This is a genomic window from Flavivirga abyssicola (assembly GCF_030540775.2).
Classification (GTDB): Bacteria; Bacteroidota; Bacteroidia; order Flavobacteriales; family Flavobacteriaceae; genus Flavivirga; species Flavivirga abyssicola.
Genome location: NZ_CP141266.1, coordinates 2,363,607 through 2,382,219 on the forward strand (window position 1 = coordinate 2,363,607; position 18,613 = coordinate 2,382,219).

The 18,613-nt window shown below is 35.3% G+C and carries 16 protein-coding genes; 15 read left to right on the forward strand and 1 reads right to left on the reverse strand.

Going from position 1 to position 18,613, the window contains the following annotated elements; translation table 11 throughout:
- Positions 1–10: 10 nt before the first annotated feature.
- The 5 genes from Q4Q34_RS09960 (at position 11) to Q4Q34_RS09980 (ending at position 5,822) form a co-directional block, all read left to right on the forward strand.
- The gene (locus Q4Q34_RS09960; RefSeq protein WP_303319212.1) at positions 11–1,186 is read left to right on the forward strand and encodes an MFS transporter; all 1,176 of its coding nucleotides are present in this window, start codon (positions 11–13) and stop codon (positions 1,184–1,186) included.
- Between the two features lie 6 nt (positions 1,187–1,192).
- Entirely contained in the window at positions 1,193–2,344 is a 1,152-nt protein-coding gene (locus Q4Q34_RS09965; protein WP_303319211.1) for a Gfo/Idh/MocA family protein, read from the forward strand.
- A gap of 174 nt (positions 2,345–2,518) precedes the next feature.
- Entirely contained in the window at positions 2,519–3,706 is a 1,188-nt protein-coding gene (locus tag Q4Q34_RS09970; protein ID WP_330444533.1) for an IS4 family transposase, read from the forward strand.
- 62 nt (positions 3,707–3,768) lie between these two features.
- Positions 3,769–4,821: a sugar phosphate isomerase/epimerase family protein gene (locus Q4Q34_RS09975; protein WP_303318425.1), complete on the forward strand. Its 1,053-nt coding sequence runs from the start codon at positions 3,769–3,771 to the stop codon at positions 4,819–4,821.
- 200 nt (positions 4,822–5,021) lie between these two features.
- Positions 5,022–5,822, forward strand: a complete 801-nt coding sequence (locus Q4Q34_RS09980; protein ID WP_303318435.1) for a 3-keto-disaccharide hydrolase — start codon at positions 5,022–5,024, stop codon at positions 5,820–5,822.
- Positions 5,823–6,117: 295 nt separating this feature from the next.
- Here the strand turns inward: Q4Q34_RS09980 and Q4Q34_RS09985 are convergent, their stop codons facing one another.
- Complete coding sequence (locus tag Q4Q34_RS09985) at positions 6,118–6,414, reverse strand: hypothetical protein (RefSeq protein WP_330444534.1); 297 nt, start codon at positions 6,412–6,414, stop codon at positions 6,118–6,120.
- An 835-nt stretch (positions 6,415–7,249) separates the two neighbouring features.
- Here Q4Q34_RS09985 and Q4Q34_RS09990 point away from each other — a divergent pair.
- From Q4Q34_RS09990 to Q4Q34_RS10040, 10 genes are all read left to right on the forward strand, one after another.
- The gene (locus Q4Q34_RS09990) at positions 7,250–8,902 is read left to right on the forward strand and encodes a hypothetical protein (protein ID WP_303318424.1); all 1,653 of its coding nucleotides are present in this window, start codon (positions 7,250–7,252) and stop codon (positions 8,900–8,902) included.
- A gap of 3 nt (positions 8,903–8,905) precedes the next feature.
- On the forward strand, positions 8,906–9,487 hold the full coding sequence (locus Q4Q34_RS09995) for a hypothetical protein (protein ID WP_303318423.1): 582 nt from the start codon (positions 8,906–8,908) through the stop codon (positions 9,485–9,487).
- 731 nt (positions 9,488–10,218) lie between these two features.
- Positions 10,219–10,836: a GNAT family N-acetyltransferase gene (locus Q4Q34_RS10005; RefSeq protein WP_303318422.1), complete on the forward strand. Its 618-nt coding sequence runs from the start codon at positions 10,219–10,221 to the stop codon at positions 10,834–10,836.
- Positions 10,833–12,008: an argininosuccinate synthase gene (locus tag Q4Q34_RS10010; RefSeq protein WP_303318421.1), complete on the forward strand. Its 1,176-nt coding sequence runs from the start codon at positions 10,833–10,835 to the stop codon at positions 12,006–12,008. The genes Q4Q34_RS10005 and Q4Q34_RS10010 overlap by 4 nt, the downstream gene beginning before the upstream one ends.
- Positions 12,009–12,359: 351 nt before the next feature.
- Positions 12,360–13,343, forward strand: a complete 984-nt coding sequence (argC, locus tag Q4Q34_RS10015) for an N-acetyl-gamma-glutamyl-phosphate reductase (protein ID WP_303318420.1) — start codon at positions 12,360–12,362, stop codon at positions 13,341–13,343.
- 104 nt (positions 13,344–13,447) lie between these two features.
- Positions 13,448–14,242: a pyrroline-5-carboxylate reductase gene (proC, locus tag Q4Q34_RS10020; protein WP_303318419.1), complete on the forward strand. Its 795-nt coding sequence runs from the start codon at positions 13,448–13,450 to the stop codon at positions 14,240–14,242.
- Positions 14,243–14,244: 2 nt separating this feature from the next.
- Positions 14,245–15,390 carry an aspartate aminotransferase family protein gene (locus Q4Q34_RS10025; protein WP_303318418.1) on the forward strand — a complete coding sequence of 382 codons (1,146 nt, stop codon included), beginning with the start codon at positions 14,245–14,247 and terminating at the stop codon, positions 15,388–15,390.
- Positions 15,391–15,564: 174 nt separating this feature from the next.
- The gene (locus tag Q4Q34_RS10030; protein ID WP_303318417.1) at positions 15,565–16,761 is read left to right on the forward strand and encodes a glutamate-5-semialdehyde dehydrogenase; all 1,197 of its coding nucleotides are present in this window, start codon (positions 15,565–15,567) and stop codon (positions 16,759–16,761) included.
- A 2-nt stretch (positions 16,762–16,763) separates the two neighbouring features.
- Positions 16,764–17,525 carry a glutamate 5-kinase gene (gene proB / locus Q4Q34_RS10035; protein WP_303318416.1) on the forward strand — a complete coding sequence of 254 codons (762 nt, stop codon included), beginning with the start codon at positions 16,764–16,766 and terminating at the stop codon, positions 17,523–17,525.
- Positions 17,526–17,577: 52 nt separating this feature from the next.
- Positions 17,578–18,519 (forward strand): N-acetylornithine carbamoyltransferase, encoded by a 942-nt coding sequence (locus tag Q4Q34_RS10040; RefSeq protein WP_303318415.1) that lies wholly within the window; start codon positions 17,578–17,580, stop codon positions 18,517–18,519.
- Positions 18,520–18,613: the final 94 nt, after the last annotated feature.

Consider the following 18,613-nt stretch of genomic DNA (forward strand, 5'->3'; position numbering starts at 1 on the left):
TAAATATATAATGGAAAATGTTAATAAAAACAGACTTTTTCTGGCCAGTTGCCTCGCATTAATTACAACAGCCATGACCTTTGCTATTCGTGCACGTTTAGAGACTGTATTTGGTCCAGAGGGTGTCGGTCTTACCCTTGAACAAATAGGATATGCCTTTGCACCTGCTTTTTTTGGGTTTACTATAGCGATGATCATTGGAGGGCCTTTAGTTGATTTACTTGGTATTAAAAAAATCACCTGGATGGCATTTATTACACATGCTATTGGCATCATTTTAACTATTATGGCAGATTCCATGACATCCTTATTTATTGCAACATTGTTTGTTGGTATTGGTAATGGATTTGTTGAAGCGGCTTTAAATCCTTTAGTAGCATCCATGTATCCGGATGAAAAAACTAAAATGCTGAACAGGTTTCATGTCTGGTTCCCGGGAGGTATCGTTATTGGAGCACTTTTAGGGTGGCTAACTATGGATGTTATGGGCTTGGGTTGGCAAGTTATGGTGGGAACTTTATTTATTCCATTAGTAATTTACGGGTTCTTGTTTGTAGGTCAAAAAATTCCAGTTACCGAGCGTGTGCAATTAGGCGTTAGTAATAAAAAAATGTTTGCCAGTGTTTTAAATCCTTTGTTCCTTTTTATGGTCGCTTGTATGTTTCTTACAGCAGCTTCAGAGCTGGGAACCACGCAACGTATTGAATCATTGTTAAAAGAATCTGTAGCACAACCGTTATTAGTATTAGCTTTTATAAATGGTATCATGGCTTTGGGTCGATTATTTGCCGGGAAAGTTGTTCATAAATTAAAACCATCAGGGATGTTATTGTATTCAGCGATATTCACCTTTATAGGGTTGTGGATGCTCACCGTAACAAGTGGTGGGATGACTTTTGTTGCAGCTGCTGTTTTTGCCATAGGAATTACTTTTTTCTGGCCAACGATGCTAGGTTTTGTTGCAGAGTATTTGCCAGAGACAGGTGCTTTAGGGCTTTCTATTATGGGAGGAGCCGGGATGTTCTCTGTGTCGATAGTATTACCTATTATGGGAAGACTTATGGATGGAGAAGGTGGTATTACAGAAGCTTTAAGAACCATGTCTATTCTACCAGCAATTCTAATTGTAGCATTTTTAGGGTTAAATATTTATATGAAAAAAAGAAATAAAACAGCAGAAGTATAATTAAAAATGACAAGAAAATTAAGAATGGGAATGATTGGTGGTGGCACAGGATCATTCATTGGAGATGTACATAGAAAAGCAGCGTCTATTGATGGTATGATAGATTTAGTATGTGGTGCTTTTAGTAGCAGTGCAGAAAAATCAATCGCATCAGGAAAAGAGTTGTTCCTTCCCGAAAACAGATGTTATGGGAGTTATGAGGAAATGATCTTAAAAGAAAAAGAACTCCCTGAAGGAGAACGTATGGATTTTGTGGCTATTGTAACGCCAAATCATATGCACTTTCCACCTGCAAAACTTGCTTTAGAAAATGGGTTTCATGTGGTTTGTGATAAACCAATGACCTTAACGTTAGATGAAGCGGTTGAATTAGAGAAGATAGTTGCTAAAAGTGGAAAGCTATTTGCGCTTACCCATAATTACACCGGGCATCCATTAGTAAAACAAGCAAAAGTTATGGTGACTAAAGGAGACTTAGGAAACATTAGAAAAGTACAAGTCCAATATTTGCAAGGTTGGTTGTCTACAGCAGTAGAGAAGACTGGGCAAAAACAAGCGTCATGGCGAGTAGATCCTAAGCGTTCTGGAATTGGTGGTGCTTTAGGGGATATCGGTACACATGCCGAAAATCTGGTCGAATATATTACAGGTTTAAAAATTGATGAACTCGCTGCTGATCTAGGTCGATTTGGAGAAGGTCGAACTTTAGATGATGATGGTAATTTACTACTTCGTATGGAAAACGGAGCCAAAGGAACCATGTCGATTTCTCAAATTGCTTTAGGCGAAGAAAATAATTTAGCCATCAGGGTATATGGAGAAAAAGGAAGTATAGAATGGCATCAGGAAAATCCGAATCAATTAATTACACATTGGCTTGATAAACCTGTTAAAATATATACGCCAAATGGAAACGACCTGTATCCAGAAGCATTAGATGTATCTAGAATTCCTGCCGGACATCCGGAAGGGTATTTAGAAGCTTTTGCCACTATTTATAAGAATTTTGCAACACATTTAATGGCTGTATTAAAAGGGGAAACTATCGAAAGACCTGATTACCCAACTGCAAAAGATGGTGTTCGGGGCATGAAGTTTATTTATGCAGCTGTAGAGAGCGATAAAAACAATTCAACTTGGACAAAATTCGAGAAGTAATTCTTTGGCTTTTTTGTTGAAGTTTCCATTAAAATTGTCATTCCCGAGGCATCGGGAATCCAAAAAAAGAAATATAAAAATAAGAGACCTGTCAGGTTTTTCAAAACATAAGTGTTCGGAAGAGCAAAGTTCATTGACATATTTTCATACATTAGTTTATTAAATCAAGGTTACATGAGAAAAAAAGTTAGTGTTCACAGCTTATTAAAACTAATAGACAATGATTTTTTAACGTCTTTGGCCTTGGAGACGGGTACAAACTATAAATCAAAAAAGTTACAAGGCGAAGTTGTTTTCAAATTATTGCTGATGTCCCTTTTAGACGATAAAAAGATCAGTTTGCGTCTCATGGAGAAAACATTTTCCAACAACCTATTCAAGCTTTATTCTGGAATAGAAAAAGGTCAGACCATTAGGCACAGTAGCTTGTCAGAGCGTATTTCCGTTATAAACTCAGCGTATTTCGAAAGGATACATGCCCATGTTTATGAGCTTTCCGAACAATACTTTGATACAGAACAGGAGCCCTACAATATTCGCCAATTTGATTCAACAAGCCTGTCCCTTTCTGCCAAACTATTAAAAAAAGGGATGGTCAACGGGCTGAAGAACAAGAAAGGTGAGCATGGCAAGAAACAGATAAAATTCACTGTTGGCCTGACCAACAACCTGCCGAGCAATATTCGTTTTTATAACGAACAGAAGCACTTAGCAGAAGACCTGACCTTACGTGAGGCGATTCTTAATGCCAATATCAAGGGTACAGAGGTAGTCGTTTTTGATAGAGGTTTAAAGAAAAGAACAACGTTTCAAGAATTCAACCAGTTGGACATCTTCTTTGTCACAAGAATAAACCCGACAAAGAGTATAAAGGTCATTGAGCAAAATAGGTTGGGAAACAGTATTGAGACCGATACTCTAAATATCTTTAGTGATGAGAGGGTATACTTGTACCATCAGAACAAATCACTTTTAAAGAAACCCTTCAGGCTTATAAGGTCACATTCAAAGCAGACAAGGGAAGAGTTACTGTTCCTGACTAATATAGAAGATTTAAATGCGGATGATGTTACCGAGATTTATAAAAGACGTTGGGACATTGAAGTGTTCTTTAAGTTCATAAAGCAGCACTTGCATTTTAAGCATCTTGTCAACCAAAGTGAAAACGGAATCAAGGTCATGATGTATATGACCATGATTGTTGGGATACTTTTATTGCTTTACAAAAAACTAAACAATGTAAAGAGTTATAAAATAGCTAAATACGAATTTACCGAGGAACTAAATATGGAAATAATAAGAGAAATAGTAGTGATTTGCGAGGGAGATCCACGCAAATCTGATATATTTGATACCTCTTAAAGCTCTTCCGAACACTTATGTTTTTCAAAACCTGACAGGTCTTAAGGACTAAGAGTAATATTATGAAAACAATAAAAGGACCTGCCGTTTTTTTAGCACAATTTGCAGGAAGTGAAGCCCCGTTTAATTCTCTGGATGGGATGTGTAAATGGGCAGCAGATTTAGGATATAAAGGTATTCAAATTCCAACTTGGGAATCGAGTTTGATTGATGTGGAAAAAGCAGCAGAAAGTCAGACGTATTGCGATGAATTAAAAGGCAAAGTGGCGTCTTATGGGTTAGAAATCACAGAATTATCTACGCATTTACAAGGACAACTAGTCGCAGTAAATCCTGCTTATGACACGATGTTTGATGATTTTGCACCAGCAGAAGTTAGAAAAAACCCAAAAGCCAGAACGGAGTGGGCCATTGATTTTATGAAAAAATCGGGGACAGCAAGTGGAAGGCTAGGATTAAAAGCCCATGCGACTTTTTCGGGAGCATTAATGTGGCATACCGTGTATCCATGGCCGCAACGTCCTAATGGATTGGTCGATATGGGATTCAAAGAATTGGCTAAAAGATGGTTGCCTATTTTAAATCATTTTGATGAGCATGGTGTTGATGTGTGTTACGAAATTCATCCGGGTGAAGATTTACATGATGGTATTTCGTATGAACGGTTTTTAGAAGCCACAGGGAATCACAAACGCGCTAATATCTTATACGATCCAAGTCATTATGTATTGCAACAATTGGATTATTTAACTTTTATCGATTATTATCATGAGCGTATTAAGGCGTTTCATGTAAAAGATGCGGAATTTAACCCTACTGGGAAACAAGGGGTTTATGGTGGTTATGCCGATTGGAAAGATCGTGCAGGACGGTTTAGATCGCTTGGTGACGGGCAAGTAGATTTTAAAGGCATATTTTCAAAACTGACTAAGTATGCATGTGATGTTTGGGCCGTTATGGAGTGGGAATGTTGTATAAAATCTTCTGAGCAAGGTGCGAGAGAAGGTGCGCCTTTTATTCAAGAACATATTATTGAAGCAGCAGAGCGTAGTTTTGATGATTTTGCTGGTGGTGAGGTTGACGAAGAACAGTTGAAAAATATATTAGGACTGTGATCTGAATGATGATTTAATAAAAATAATAAGAAGTTTGATTCAAAAGATGCTAATTTCAGGTGTAAATCTAATAATAGTATAGCGTGTCACCTTGAGCGCAGTCGAAAGGTCTTTAAAAACTACAAGGTTAAAATAGTACTTCCTGCGCTCAGCATAAACTAAAGTCGAAGTCTTAAACTTAAAACTTATAAATTTTGAATATAAAAAAAACAGTTTTAATTGCCCTGGCAGGAGTCTGTGTTATTGCATGTGTTGATAATAAGGAAAATAAAACGCCAGTAGAAACAAAAGAGAACGTAGAAGTTCAAAAAGAGCCAACAGATCCTAAAGATACAGAGTTTTATGAGCCTGTACCGCCTACAGTAAACCCTACAGGACAAGATGGCGTACCAAGCGATGCTATTGTATTATTCGATGGTAAAAGTTTGGACAATTGGGTACATACAAAAGATGGAAGTCCTGCGCAATGGATTTTGAATGATGATGGTTCTATGACGGTTAAAGATAAATCTGGAGATATTCAAACAAAACAAAAATTCGGTAGTATACAACTACATATAGAATGGCAATCTTCACCAGAAAAAAGAGCAAGCGGTCAAAACAGAAGTAACAGCGGTGTTTTTCTTCAAGAACGTTACGAAGTACAGGTTTTAGATAATAATGATAATGACACTTATGTTAACGGACAGGTAGGAGCTATTTACAAGCAATCTATTCCTTTAGCAAAAGCTTCTGTGCCAACAGGCGAATGGAATACCTACGATATTATTTATCATGCTCCAGAATTCAATCCTGAAGGAGAAAAAACAAAGTCAGCAACCATTACTGTGTTACACAATGGTATTTTAATTCAAGATCATTATGAAATAAAAGGGACTACACCATATATAGGTTGGCCTAAAAATAACCCACATGGTAAAGGCGCATTAAGGCTTCAGGATCATGGTGATAATAGTGGTGTGAGTTATCGAAATATTTGGGTTAGGGAGTTGTTGGATTAATTCTTTAGTGTTAGAAGGTATATTTAAGGTTGATTTTATTATCTGGTTAAAGGTTAAAATCCTGCAATTTCATTGCAGTTACTTTAGTTTCTATAAACTTTTTTGAGTGCTGATTGTCATTTCGAACACAGAGAGAAATCTCATCACAAATTCCAAAATAATGAGATTCCTCTTCGTTCCTCATTCGGAATGACAAACCTACTCTAAACAAAGAATGGAATTCTTTGTTTAAAACTATAGATTTCAAATCCATAGTGTTTTTAATTTCGAAAATATTCATATAAAACTTTCATTTTCAAAACTGATTATATTTTGTAATTGATGACTTCTTTAAAACGTCTATTACAGGATTATCTATAATTTCAACTTCAATTAAACCTTCGTTATTCAAATAATTGCTCGCACTAGAATACCTATAATAAGATGCTTTTTCTACAATTCCGGCTCGCACAGGGTTTAAATGGATATAGTCTAACTTAGACCACATAAACTTGTGCAAATATATTTCCTCTGCATGATTTCCATATTGCCAAAATTGATAGTTGGTATTTCTACTATGGGTTTTTGTGGCTTTTTTAAATCTTTCTAGCATCCATTCTCTTTACTTTCGGGTTCGTTTTTGATTTTTTCTAATATGCTTTTAGCTGTAAATTTTTTTAAATCTTTTATTAAATCTGATAGTTTACCATCTTTAGATTGAATGATTAAATGTATATAACATAACCATACAAAAGCATGCCTTTATTTTCTATGCAGAAAACTAAACAATCAATAACAATATCTTTATAAGACTTTCGAGTAAAGACATCTATCCAATCTACTACTGTTGCAGTAATAAAATGTATTTTTTTTTGATCTCGTATAATGTAACCTTCTTTCAAATTTTATACTCTTGGTTGATTGATGTTCCGCTAAGTCGGGAAACTTTGCGGAGCGGATCGAGACTGGTTTTATCACCCAAATTGATGAGGCGAATTACTTAAAAAAACAAAAGAACTGCCGCGCTATCGCATTGGCTATACTGCAAGGAACATATAAATATTTAAGCATACAATGAAAGAACTATTTACAGAGATACTTAGGAATTTAAAGGAAATAATTAACACAATAATGAGTGAACTATCATCAATAAAGCTTTGGTCAAGTCCTCGTAAAAAACCATATGCGACCATAATGTATCCCACTTGCTCTTGGTGTTGGGAGTTTTCGAATCATATCTAAAAAAATTTGGTCAATTCAGCGTGGTTCAGTTTTTAGAAAACCCTCTCCTTTTACGGGTTTCCCACAGTAGATTTTTTAGCTTTTCGACAAACTGCACAAATTACCCATTTACAGTGGTAATACTCTCTAATCGTTAGTGTAGGTTTACGGCTATTATCAAAGTTATGTGGACAAGTAATTAAGTATAATTTTTTTTAAACAAAAAAATGAAAAGACTGAAATTCAGACCGATTGTAAAAATCGGGATTTTACTTTTTGGCTTATCCACAGTATTATGGAATTGTCAAGAGGAACACACAAACCAATCCAATTCGGATTTAGAAAACAAAAACAAATCGTATGATCAGATTTCCCTGGATGAATTATTGAGCCAAACCGCTTCCTCAAAAAAGGATTTGAGCATTAAATCCAAAAAACAAATTAGGGCATCCAAAAAACAAAGGAATCAGCCCGTTTACAAAATCACCAATATTAATGGATTAAAGTATGTGGATGATGACCTCACAACCTATGTTTTTGGTATGGTCAAATATGGAGAATCTCCCAAATACTACTATAACCTTGTCATTAGGCAACGCAATGGAATTATAAACAAATATATCTATAGGTATTCTAGAGACAATTCGGAAGCCGTTACCGTTTCCAAAATAATAGATGGTTATACAAATGGTAAGGTAAGCTCAAAAACTGCTAGTCCGCCTATTTGTTTTACGCAACACTATTACAATATTATTCCTTGCCCGTGTGTTGGGCATGCAGACCCGCTTATTTGTCGATGTCCAATAAGACCGACATGGGAATATTCTCATTCTGTTACAAGATGCCGAGAAGACCCTTCAGATCCAGATATTGAAGAGCCAGACCCGAATGGTGGTGGGATAGATATTGGGGCAGGCGTAACATACAGCGAAATAGGCTGTATACGTAACGCGCAAGGATATACGGAATGTGCACCAGCCAACCCAAATAATGATCCTGCCGAACCCAATGAACCACTCCCAACTTTGGAACCAGATAGTGAAGACTACAGTATAACTACATCGCTAGATCTGACGAACCTGCAAAGAGACTGGCTTGATCAATTGAATAACACTGCTCGTAAATCGTTGATTGAAACATATCTCAACTCCTTAGCACTTGATTTTGTAGGTTTTAGCTATGCCAAGTCTTTTGCTATCCAAGTAATTAATTCGTGGATGATCAACCCGACTACTGTTGTGGATTTTGATGATAAGATAATCATTGAACTTACAGGTAAGCCTTTATGTGTATATAATAATTTGGCAACGAAAAATGGCGACCTGTTTAAACAATCAATTGGAGCCTTTGTAGATGACCCCGATTATCATTTAAAATTCAAAGTTGGAAACTGTTCCACTACGAATGATGCATGTACGGATACCAGTAACCTTGATAGTACTGGAGAAATTACAATTACCATAGAAGATGTCAACCAAAGTGGTCTAGGAATTGCAGCTTTAATGTTACATGAGGGTATACATGCTGAAATACATAGATATGTGAGCAGATTTCAATCAGGCATTGATCCAACTGACAGACCAAGATTATTTAAACTTTATGCATTTTATAAGGGTTGGGCTAATAGCACACAGGACGTTGACTACAATTGGAAAAATGATGCTCACCATCAATATATGGTTGAAAATTACGTGAATAAAATTGCCAGCGCGGTTCGTGAGTTGGATAACAACAAATATCCGCTAAGTCATTATCTAGCTTATGGTTGGGAAGGACTAACAAAATATGGATATACAGCAAAAAGACTTACGGCATCTGAGAATTTAAACAATCTGAATTTGCGAGCTATCGCAGACGGAAATAGTCAAATTTGTAATTAAATTATGAGAACTTATATAGTCCTAATTTTAGCTTTTTTATGTAGCCTAGGATGTAAAAAGAGGGCTGAAAGTGTTGATGTGGATATTAAGGAAATTATTGTTACAATGGTAGATAAAAAGTCATTCCCTTTACCTGTACCGCCATCGATAAACGACACAACGGCCGTTGTATCCAAAAGAGCAATAGATTCCCTATTACAGGTAAAACTCAAAGTTGCAATATATCCGATATTTTCTAAGATTTCAAAATCGCAGAATGAAAAGTTCTATTTAAGTGATGATGATGAACTTTTTGCTCTAGGAAAAAATGATTTTCACCTTCAAGATTTGAATGGTGTTCAAAGTAAAAAAGGACATCAAATTATTCTGGCAGATACCGTTCAACTTAAAAAATCCAAAGATTATAAGAACTTTGATCTGTTATTTCGTTTTTCAAATTTTTCATTTAGTGAAGATAGACAAAAGGCAGTATTTGAACTTGGTATAAGTCGAAGCCATTTAGCTGGAAGCAGTGCCGTCTACGTTTTGAAAAAATCAGAAGGAGAATGGATAATTGAAGAATCCGTAGATAAAGAAATTTGGTAAACGACTTTAAATTTTAGATAAAGAAATGAGGTCATCTAGAAAGTAATTTCTAGACGACCTCACCCAAATAATAGAATATATAATGTTATATATATTCTTAAATATTTAGAGAGTTCTTCATTTTCTTAAAAGTAGTCATGGCAACATGGGTGTAAATCTCCATTGTTTTAAAAGAGCTGTGACCTAATAAAACTTGAATTTACCTTAAATCAACTCCATCTTCTAAAAAGTGAGTTTGCAGGTACATTATAACAACTTAGAAAAAGGAGTTCGTACACATGGAATTTATGAATAGGCAAGTTTTTAAATAATTTAAATATCATTGAATTATCTAAAATAAAAACATTAAAATATAGAGATATTAATAATTTTAATGAAAAAATGATTCATTTTTACAAATCGTATGAAATAAAGTTTTAGATTTGCGCTATGAGAAATTTAAAAAATAAAATACGTTGTTCTGTTCCCGGTTTGCCCGCGCGCAATCGCCGCCGCTGTATCTAATCTTCTAGTTAGCAAAACCAAAACGTAATTTTAATTTTTTTCATAGTGTCCAAAATATTTTTTATAGCATTTCAAAATCCAGTTAATTTCTTAATTAACACACAAATTATGCGCCGTATTTTTCCTCGTCGCCCGTAAGGGTGTGCTTCAGTTTTTGAACTTAGGTGAGTCCAGTTCAGTAATCAAAAAAAGGTTAAAATTCAAATCAAAAAATAGATCCAAGATAAATGGAGATTGTAATTGCCAATAAATCACATACTAAATACGCAGAAATTATTTGCGAAACCATTGCAGAATCAGCAAAGGTTAGAGGTACTGGTATTGCCAAACGTACGCCTGAATATATTTCGACAAAAATGGAAAACGGTAATGCCGTTATTGCTATAGATGGCGATGTATTTGCAGGGTTTTGTTATATAGAACTTTGGGGGCATGGAAAGTTTGTCGCTAATTCAGGTTTAATAGTACACCCTAATTATAGAGGTAAAGGGCTTGCCAAAAAAATAAAACATAAAGTATTTGAGCATTCCAGAACCAAGTTCCCCGATGCCAAAGTATTCAGTATCACAACAGGTTTAGCCGTTATGAAATTGAATAGTGATTTAGGATACAAACCTGTGACATTTTCAGAGTTAACAGACGATCAAACATTTTGGGATGGCTGTCAAACCTGTCAGAATTACGATGTTTTAACACGAACCAATCGAAAAATGTGTTTGTGTACAGGCATGTTATATGATGGAAAGACAAAAGAAAAAAAAGAATCAAAAAAAATAAAAGAAAAGGTTTTTAAAAGATTGAAACATATTAAAGAAACCATGTTTTTAAAAAAAGATAAAAAATGAAAAAATTAGTAATAGCATATAGTGGCGGATTAGATACATCGTATTGTGCAGTTAGTTTGTCTAAAGAATATGAAGTGCATGCTGTAAGCGTCAATACAGGTGGATTTACAAAAGAAGAAATTAGCCATATAGAAAGTAACGCTTATAAAATGGGCGTTGCAACTTATAAGAATATTGATGCCGTTGCTACATTTTATCAAAAAGTAGTGAAGTATTTAATTTATGGTAATGTTTTAAAGAACAATACCTACCCATTATCTGTAAGCGCAGAACGAATTATTCAAGCTATCGAGATTGTAGAATATGCAAAAAGTATCGATGCAGGATATATTGCACACGGTAGTACAGGAGCAGGAAACGATCAAGTAAGATTCGATATGATTTTTCAAACCCTGGCTCCGGAAATTGAAATCATCACACCTATTAGAGATCAGAAATTAACCAGACAAGAAGAAATAGATTATTTAAAATCTAATGGTATTGACATGTCTTGGGAGAAAGCGCAATACTCCATTAACAAAGGACTTTGGGGAACCAGTGTTGGAGGATCTGAAACCTTAGCTTCTGAAAAACCATTGCCAAGTGAAGCCTATCCGTCTCAATTAGAGAAAGAAGGCGAAGAAAAAGTAACCCTTACATTTAAAAATGGGGAGTTTGTCGCATTGAATGGTCAGGAAAACGCACCAGAAATTAATATTGAATTATTAAATGATATCGCTTCAGCATATGCCATAGGAAGAGACATTCATGTTGGTGATACGATTGTTGGAATAAAAGGACGTGTAGGTTTTGAAGCAGCAGCAGCATTAATTACTGTAAAAGCACACCATTTATTAGAAAAACATACCCTTACCAAATGGCAATTGCAGCACAAAGAATATTTATCTAGTTTTTATGGGATGCATTTACACGAAGGACAGTATTTAGACCCAGTAATGAGAAACATTGAAGCCTTTTTACAAAGTAGTCAAGAACAAGTAAGTGGCGATGTAACAGTGACCTTAAAACCATATCATTTTTCATTAGATGGTATTGTGTCGGAACATGATTTAATGAATGCCAAATTCGGAAGCTATGGAGAAATCAATAAAGGATGGACCGCAGACGAAGCCAAAGGGTTCATTAAAATAATTGGAAATCAAAATAAGATATACCAACAAGTAAATTCGTAAGTTATTGAGACCTGTCAGGTTTTTAAAACCTGACAGGTCTAGAAAACAAGCAAGAAAACATAGAATTAGAATTCATTATAGGTTAAGCAGTACAGGTTATATGAAGGAATGAGTCATTTCTACATGACTTTATCAACAAGTAAACCCGTAGATAACAAACAGTTTTTGTCATTCCGCACTTGATGCGGAATCCACAAATAAAAACCAAATAGTTCTAAAATAGAAATATGAAATGTAAAGAAGTTAGTCATTTCGACTTTAGGAGAAATCACATAATTTAGGAATCATCTTTATGAGATATCTCAATCGTACCTCATTTCGATATGACTTTAGAACAAAAATTAGTATAAAATGGAAAAAATAGAAGTTGGCATTATAGGAGGCGCTGGTTATACAGCAGGAGAGTTGGTAAGATTATTAGTATCGCATCCAAAAACGAATATTAATTTTGTGTTCAGCACATCCAATGCTGGTAATAAAATTAGTCATATCCATCAGGATTTGGTGGGGTCTTTAGATTTAAAATTTACAGATACTGTTAATCCAGATGTCGATGTGCTGTTTTTATGCTTAGGTCATGGTAACTCGGTAAAGTTTTTAGAAAACAATACATTTTCAGATAAGACAAAGATCATTGATTTAGGAAACGATTTTAGATTAGAAAAAGACAAGGTTTTTGATAATAAAGACTTCGTGTATGGCTTACCAGAATTACAAAAAGAAGCTATAAAATCTGCTAATTATATTGCCAATCCAGGTTGTTTTGCAACTGCCATTCAATTAGGGTTATTACCATTAGCTGAAAAGAATTTATTGAATGACGATGTGCATATTAATGCCGTAACCGGAGCAACGGGAGCCGGAACGTCATTGTCGGCAACAACCCATTACACATGGAGAGATAATAACTTTTCGTATTATAAGCCGTTTACACATCAGCATTTAGGAGAAATTAATCAATCTGTAAAACAATTACAAAATGAGTTCTCTTCAGAGATCTTGTTCATGCCAAATAGAGGGAACTTTTCAAGGGGTATTTTTGCAACCCTTTACACGGATTTTGAAGGTACAGTTGAAGAAGCCATGTCTCTATATAAAGACTTTTATAAAGATGCCAAATTTACTTTTGTTTCAGATGCAACCATTCATTTGAAACAAGTGGTAAATACGAATAAATGTATCATACATTTACACAAACACAATAATAAATTGTTGATTACAAGTATAATCGATAACTTGTTAAAAGGTGCTTCCGGTCAAGCCATTCAAAACATGAATTTAATGTTTGGATTGGAAGAAACAACTGGGTTGCAGTTAAAAGCTACCTACTTTTAAAAAATATTTTAATTGTCATTCCTGCGAAGGCAGGAATCCACTTGAAACTAAAAGAAACACGAATAAGATTCTCTCCTTCGAGAGAATGATAAAAAAGTATTCAAATGAAAATAGCAATCATAGGAACAGGAAATTTAGGAAGTTCAATCGCTAAAGGGCTTATAAAAAATAAGTCATTTACGTCGTTGTATTTAAGTGATAAAAATACATCGGCAGTAATAGCTTTTAAAGACGAACCCTATGTTACCATTACAAGTAACAATTCAGAAGCAGTTGAAAAATCAGATATTGTCCTTTTTGCATTGCAGCCAAGACATATAGAAAATGTATTGTCAGGTGTTGCACCACTTATAAGGGCTGATCATGTTGTACTTTCAGTAGCAGCTGGTTTCGAGATTTCCAGAATAGAAAGTATTATTGGAAGTGATAAAAATATTATTCGTGTGATGCCGAATACAGCGATTTCAATTGGAAAATCCATGACCTGTCTTTCAGCGAACGATAAAGGTCAGGAACAAATTGAATTGGCAAAAGATATATTCAATCAGTTAGGAACGACCATGGTCATTCCAGAGGAACAGATCCAGGCAGCAACAGTTATTTGTGCTAGTGGGATTGCCTTTTGGATGCGCTTGGTACGTGCGACGACTCAAGGTGCTATCCAATTGGGATTTGAAGCACATGAAGCACATGATTTAGCAGTTCAAACATGTTTTGGATCAGCTAGTCTGTTAATTGAATCGGGTAGGCACCCAGAGCAGGAAATTGATCGTGTAACAACACCTAGCGGATGTACTATTGAAGGTTTGAATGCTATGGAGCATCAAGGTTTAAGCTCTGCTTTAATACAAGGTATTGTATCATCATTTGAAAAAATTAACCAAATTAAAAAGAGTTAAAAATGCCACTATTTGACGTTTATCCATTATATAATGTGACTCCCGTTTCCGGGAAAGACATTCTCGTTTACGATAACGAAGGAACCGAATATTTAGATCTTTATGGAGGTCATGCTGTGATATCTATTGGTCATGCACACCCAAATTATGTAGAAGCAATTACCAATCAGGTTAATACTTTGGGGTTCTATTCCAATGCCATTCAAAATCCATTACAAAAACAACTGGCAGATAAACTTGAAGCCCTATCCGGGTGTCAAGATTACGAGTTGTTTTTATGTAACTCTGGAGCAGAAGCGAATGAAAATGCTTTGAAATTAGCGTCTTTTAAAACGGGTAAAAAGCGTGTTGTCGCGTTTAGCAATGGATTTCATGGAAGAACATCGGCAGCAGTAGCAGCAACCGACAACCAAAATATTATTGCACCAATAAATGCACAACAAGCCGTAACTATTTTGCCTTTAAATGATGTTGAAGGCGTTAAAAAAGAATTAGAAAAAGGCGATGTTTGTGCTGTAATTGTTGAGTTTATTCAAGGTGTTGGAGGTTTAGATCAAGGGACTAAAGCATTTTTCGAACAAGTAGATGTGCTTTGTAAAGCCAATAATACGATGTTTATAGCAGACGAAATTCAATGTGGCTATGGACGTTCAGGGAAATTCTTCGCATTTCAACATTACAACGTCACACCAGATATTATTTCTCTGGCAAAAGGTATGGGAAATGGTTTTCCAATAGGTGGGATTTTAATTCACCCGGATATCGAATCTAAACACGGGATGTTAGGAACAACCTTTGGCGGGAATCATTTGGCATGCGCCGCAGGTTTAGCCGTTTTAAATACAATTGAAGCAGAAAACCTTATTGAAAACACCAATAGTATTTCTGAGTATTTTATTGAAAAAGCGAAAGCCATTCCGCAAATAAAAAACGTAAAAGGAAGAGGGTTGATGCTAGGTTTGGAATTCGATTTTGAAGTTGGGGACCTACGCAAAGCATTAATATATAACCATAAGATATTTACAGGTGGTGCATCTAACAAGAAATTGCTAAGAATATTGCCCCCATTAACCATTAAAAAAGAACACGTAGATCAATTTTTTGAAGCCTTGACTAAAGCGTTGGTAGAAACCGAAGCATCGGTATAAAAAGAATTAGTGATATGAGATGTCTCAATCGTGCCTCATATCGACATGACAGAGCCATATTAATCATAGTGAGTCATTTCGACTAAAAGGAGAAATCACATAAGTAGCTAACACATAGAGAGACTGATTACTGGGACTGTAAACTGAACACTGAAACAACTGAATACTAAAAATATGAATACCTTATTATCCATAGAAAAAAGAAACGCCGTACTACTTAAAATGGCAGTACTTTTAGAGCAAGAAAGAAACGCTATTATAACTATTAATAAAGCTGATTTAGAAGCTTATAATGGTGATGATATTTCAATGTATGATAGACTGAAAGTGGATGATGCCAAGGTCGACGAAATGATTGCTTCGGTAACACATTTAGCATCTCAGGAAGACCCTGTTGGCGTAGAACGTTTTAGTTTTAAACATGATAACGGGATGCAGGTTTATAACAAAACAGCATCGTTTGGAACGGTGTTGATTATTTATGAATCTAGACCAGATGTGACTGTTGAAGCAGCGGGTATCGCCTTTAAATCGGGTAATAAAATATTACTTAAAGGCGGTAAAGAATCATTAAAATCAAACTTGAAAATTGTTGAGTTATGGCATCAAGCCTTAAAAGAAAATGAAGCCTCAACGGATTGGGTTGAGTATTTACAATTCAATAGAACAGAAACACAAGCCTTTTTAGAAAAACCAACCCAAAAAGTAGATTTAATTGTGCCTCGTGGTGGAGAACGCTTAATTGCGTTTGTAAAGCAACATGCCACATGCCCAGTGATAATTAGCGGCCGTGGTAATAACTTTGTGTATGTACATCCGGAAGCAGATCAGCAAATAGCATTAGACTTAATTGTGAATGGAAAAACAGCTAAAATATCAGCTTGTAATGCTATTGATAAGGTGATTATAGATAAAGACTTGCCTAATAAAAAAGACTTTATAGAAAACCTTATTTCTAAATTAAAAACATTTAATGTTGAAATTTTAGGAGATAAAACCGTGTGTGAATTTGATGAGGTGAATACAATACCTTCCGATGATACATGGTTTGAAGAATTTTTAGATTATAAAATAGCGATTGGAGAAGTTACCTCAAATGAAGAGGCTATAGCCATGATAAATAAATATTCTGGCGGACATTCATCAGTCATTGTAACAACCAATGAAGCTGAAGCGAAATTATTTATGGAGAATGTAGATACCGCTGCCGTGTATCACAACGCATCCTCACGTTTTACAGATGGCGGACAATTAGGTTTAGGTGGCGAGTTAGCTATTAGCACTGATAAATTACACCAAAGAGGGCCTATAGGCTTACAACATTTGGTAACTAATAAATGGTATGTTCATGGCAATGGACAAACAAGATAACCATGAAGAAGAAAAGAATATTACTTAAAGTCGGGTCTAACACACTTACCAAAGAAACCAATAACATTTCAAGAGGTAAGATAGAGGATATGGCCAATCAAATGGCACAATTACAAGATACCTGTGAGTTTGTTATTGTAAGCTCTGGAGCTATCGCTGTGGCAAAACAATTTGTAAAGCTGGAAAGTAAGCAAAAAGACGTTTTTGTAAAACAAGCCCTGGCGTCTATTGGTCAGCCACATCTAATAAGAATTTATCAGGAGATTTTTAGAGAATACGGATTACTAACATCGCAATGTTTATTATCCTATTCAGATTTTGAAAAACAGGAAAGCAAAACCAATATCGTAAATACCATAAATGTACTCGTTAACAATAATTACATACCTATTATTAACGAAAACGATACGGTAGCTACCGATGAAATTAAATTTGGAGATAACGATAAATTAGGAGCACTTACCGCGTCGCTTTTAAATGCCGACTTGTTTATAATAGCAACCAATACCAACGGTATTTATACCAAAGAATCCATAGAAAATGGAACCCCAAAAACCATAGAACTTGTTGAAGATTTTGATCAATTAAAGAATCAAGTCGTAAATTCTAAATCTACTCATGGTACAGGTGGCATGCAATCTAAGATAGATGCCATTTCAGTAGCAAAACAATCAAACGTAGAAACATGGATAGTAAACGGATTAGAAGATAATTTTATAATTAATGCTTTTGAAAATAAAGTCCCGTTTACCAAAATAAGATAAAAGAGACCTGTCAGGTTTTTAAAACCTGACAGGTCTAAAAAACAGATTAAAAATGAAACATTACACTTCCATACACGACATAGATGACATCAATTCATGGATTGCCGAGGCTAAAGCTTTAAAACAAGACCCTTTAAAACATACAGCGTTAGGGAAAGATAAAACCATAGGGTTATTATTTTTCAACTCTAGTTTACGTACCCGTTTAAGTACGCAAAAAGCCGCATTGAATTTAGGGATGAATCCGATTGTTATGAATGTGTCTGGCGATGCCTGGGGTATCGAATTTGGAGATGGAACCGTTATGGATGGAAACACTGCAGAACACATCAAAGAAGCAGCAGCAGTTGTATCGCAGTATTGTGATATTATTGCAGTAAGAGCATTTCCAACATTAACAGACAAAGCAAAAGATGAAAGCGAGCAGGTTTTAAAATCCTTTGTTAAATATGCGTCTGTACCTATTGTAAATATGGAAAGTGCCACAGGACACCCATTACAAGGATTAACAGATGCACTAACGATTTCAGAACATGCTAAAGTAGCAAAGCCAAAAGTCGTGTTAAGTTGGGCACCACATGTAAAAACCTTACCGCATGCAGTCGCGAATAGTTTTGTACAAGCCATGCAAAAAATGGATGTTGAGTTTGTAATTACCCATCCAGAAGGTTACGATTTAAATCCTGAAATTACAGGAGATACGCCCGTAATTTATAATCAGGAAGAAGCCTTTGCAAATGCCGATTTTGTATATACTAAAAACTGGAGTTCGTATTCAGATTATGGAAAAATTTTAAGCGAAGACCCTAATTGGATGATAACCAAAGAAAAATTAGGAAACGCTAAATTTATGCATTGTTTACCAGTAAGGCGAAATGTTGTAGTAGAAGATGCTGTTTTAGACAGTGATAGTTCATTGGTGATTCAACAAGCTAATAACAGAACCTATGCAGCGCAAGTAGTACTTAAAAAATTGTTGGAAGCTAATAAGTAAAAAGTTAACGTCATTGCGAAAGAGGTGCGATTGAAGCAATCTTTAAATCATACACAGATTACTTCGTCGTTAAATACTCCTCGTAATGACAAAT

Bases quoted from the DNA above. Each gene is read 5' to 3' on its own strand.
- Q4Q34_RS09965 (WP_303319211.1), top strand. From the start codon at position 1,193: ATGACAAGAAAATTAAGAATGGGAATGATTGGTGGTGGCACAGGATCA.
- Q4Q34_RS10005 (WP_303318422.1), top strand. From the start codon at position 10,219: ATGGAGATTGTAATTGCCAATAAATCACATACTAAATACGCAGAAATT.
- Q4Q34_RS09995 (WP_303318423.1), top strand. From the start codon at position 8,906: ATGAGAACTTATATAGTCCTAATTTTAGCTTTTTTATGTAGCCTAGGA.
- Q4Q34_RS09990 (WP_303318424.1), top strand. From the start codon at position 7,250: ATGAAAAGACTGAAATTCAGACCGATTGTAAAAATCGGGATTTTACTT.
- Q4Q34_RS10040 (WP_303318415.1), top strand. From the start codon at position 17,578: ATGAAACATTACACTTCCATACACGACATAGATGACATCAATTCATGG.
- Q4Q34_RS10030 (WP_303318417.1), top strand. From the start codon at position 15,565: ATGAATACCTTATTATCCATAGAAAAAAGAAACGCCGTACTACTTAAA.
- Q4Q34_RS09970 (WP_330444533.1), top strand. From the start codon at position 2,519: ATGAGAAAAAAAGTTAGTGTTCACAGCTTATTAAAACTAATAGACAAT.
- Q4Q34_RS09985 (WP_330444534.1), bottom strand. From the start codon at position 6,414: ATGCTAGAAAGATTTAAAAAAGCCACAAAAACCCATAGTAGAAATACC.
- Q4Q34_RS09975 (WP_303318425.1), top strand. From the start codon at position 3,769: ATGAAAACAATAAAAGGACCTGCCGTTTTTTTAGCACAATTTGCAGGA.
- Q4Q34_RS10010 (WP_303318421.1), top strand. From the start codon at position 10,833: ATGAAAAAATTAGTAATAGCATATAGTGGCGGATTAGATACATCGTAT.
- argC (WP_303318420.1), top strand. From the start codon at position 12,360: ATGGAAAAAATAGAAGTTGGCATTATAGGAGGCGCTGGTTATACAGCA.
- proB (WP_303318416.1), top strand. From the start codon at position 16,764: ATGAAGAAGAAAAGAATATTACTTAAAGTCGGGTCTAACACACTTACC.
- Q4Q34_RS09960 (WP_303319212.1), top strand. From the start codon at position 11: ATGGAAAATGTTAATAAAAACAGACTTTTTCTGGCCAGTTGCCTCGCA.
- Q4Q34_RS10025 (WP_303318418.1), top strand. From the start codon at position 14,245: ATGCCACTATTTGACGTTTATCCATTATATAATGTGACTCCCGTTTCC.
- proC (WP_303318419.1), top strand. From the start codon at position 13,448: ATGAAAATAGCAATCATAGGAACAGGAAATTTAGGAAGTTCAATCGCT.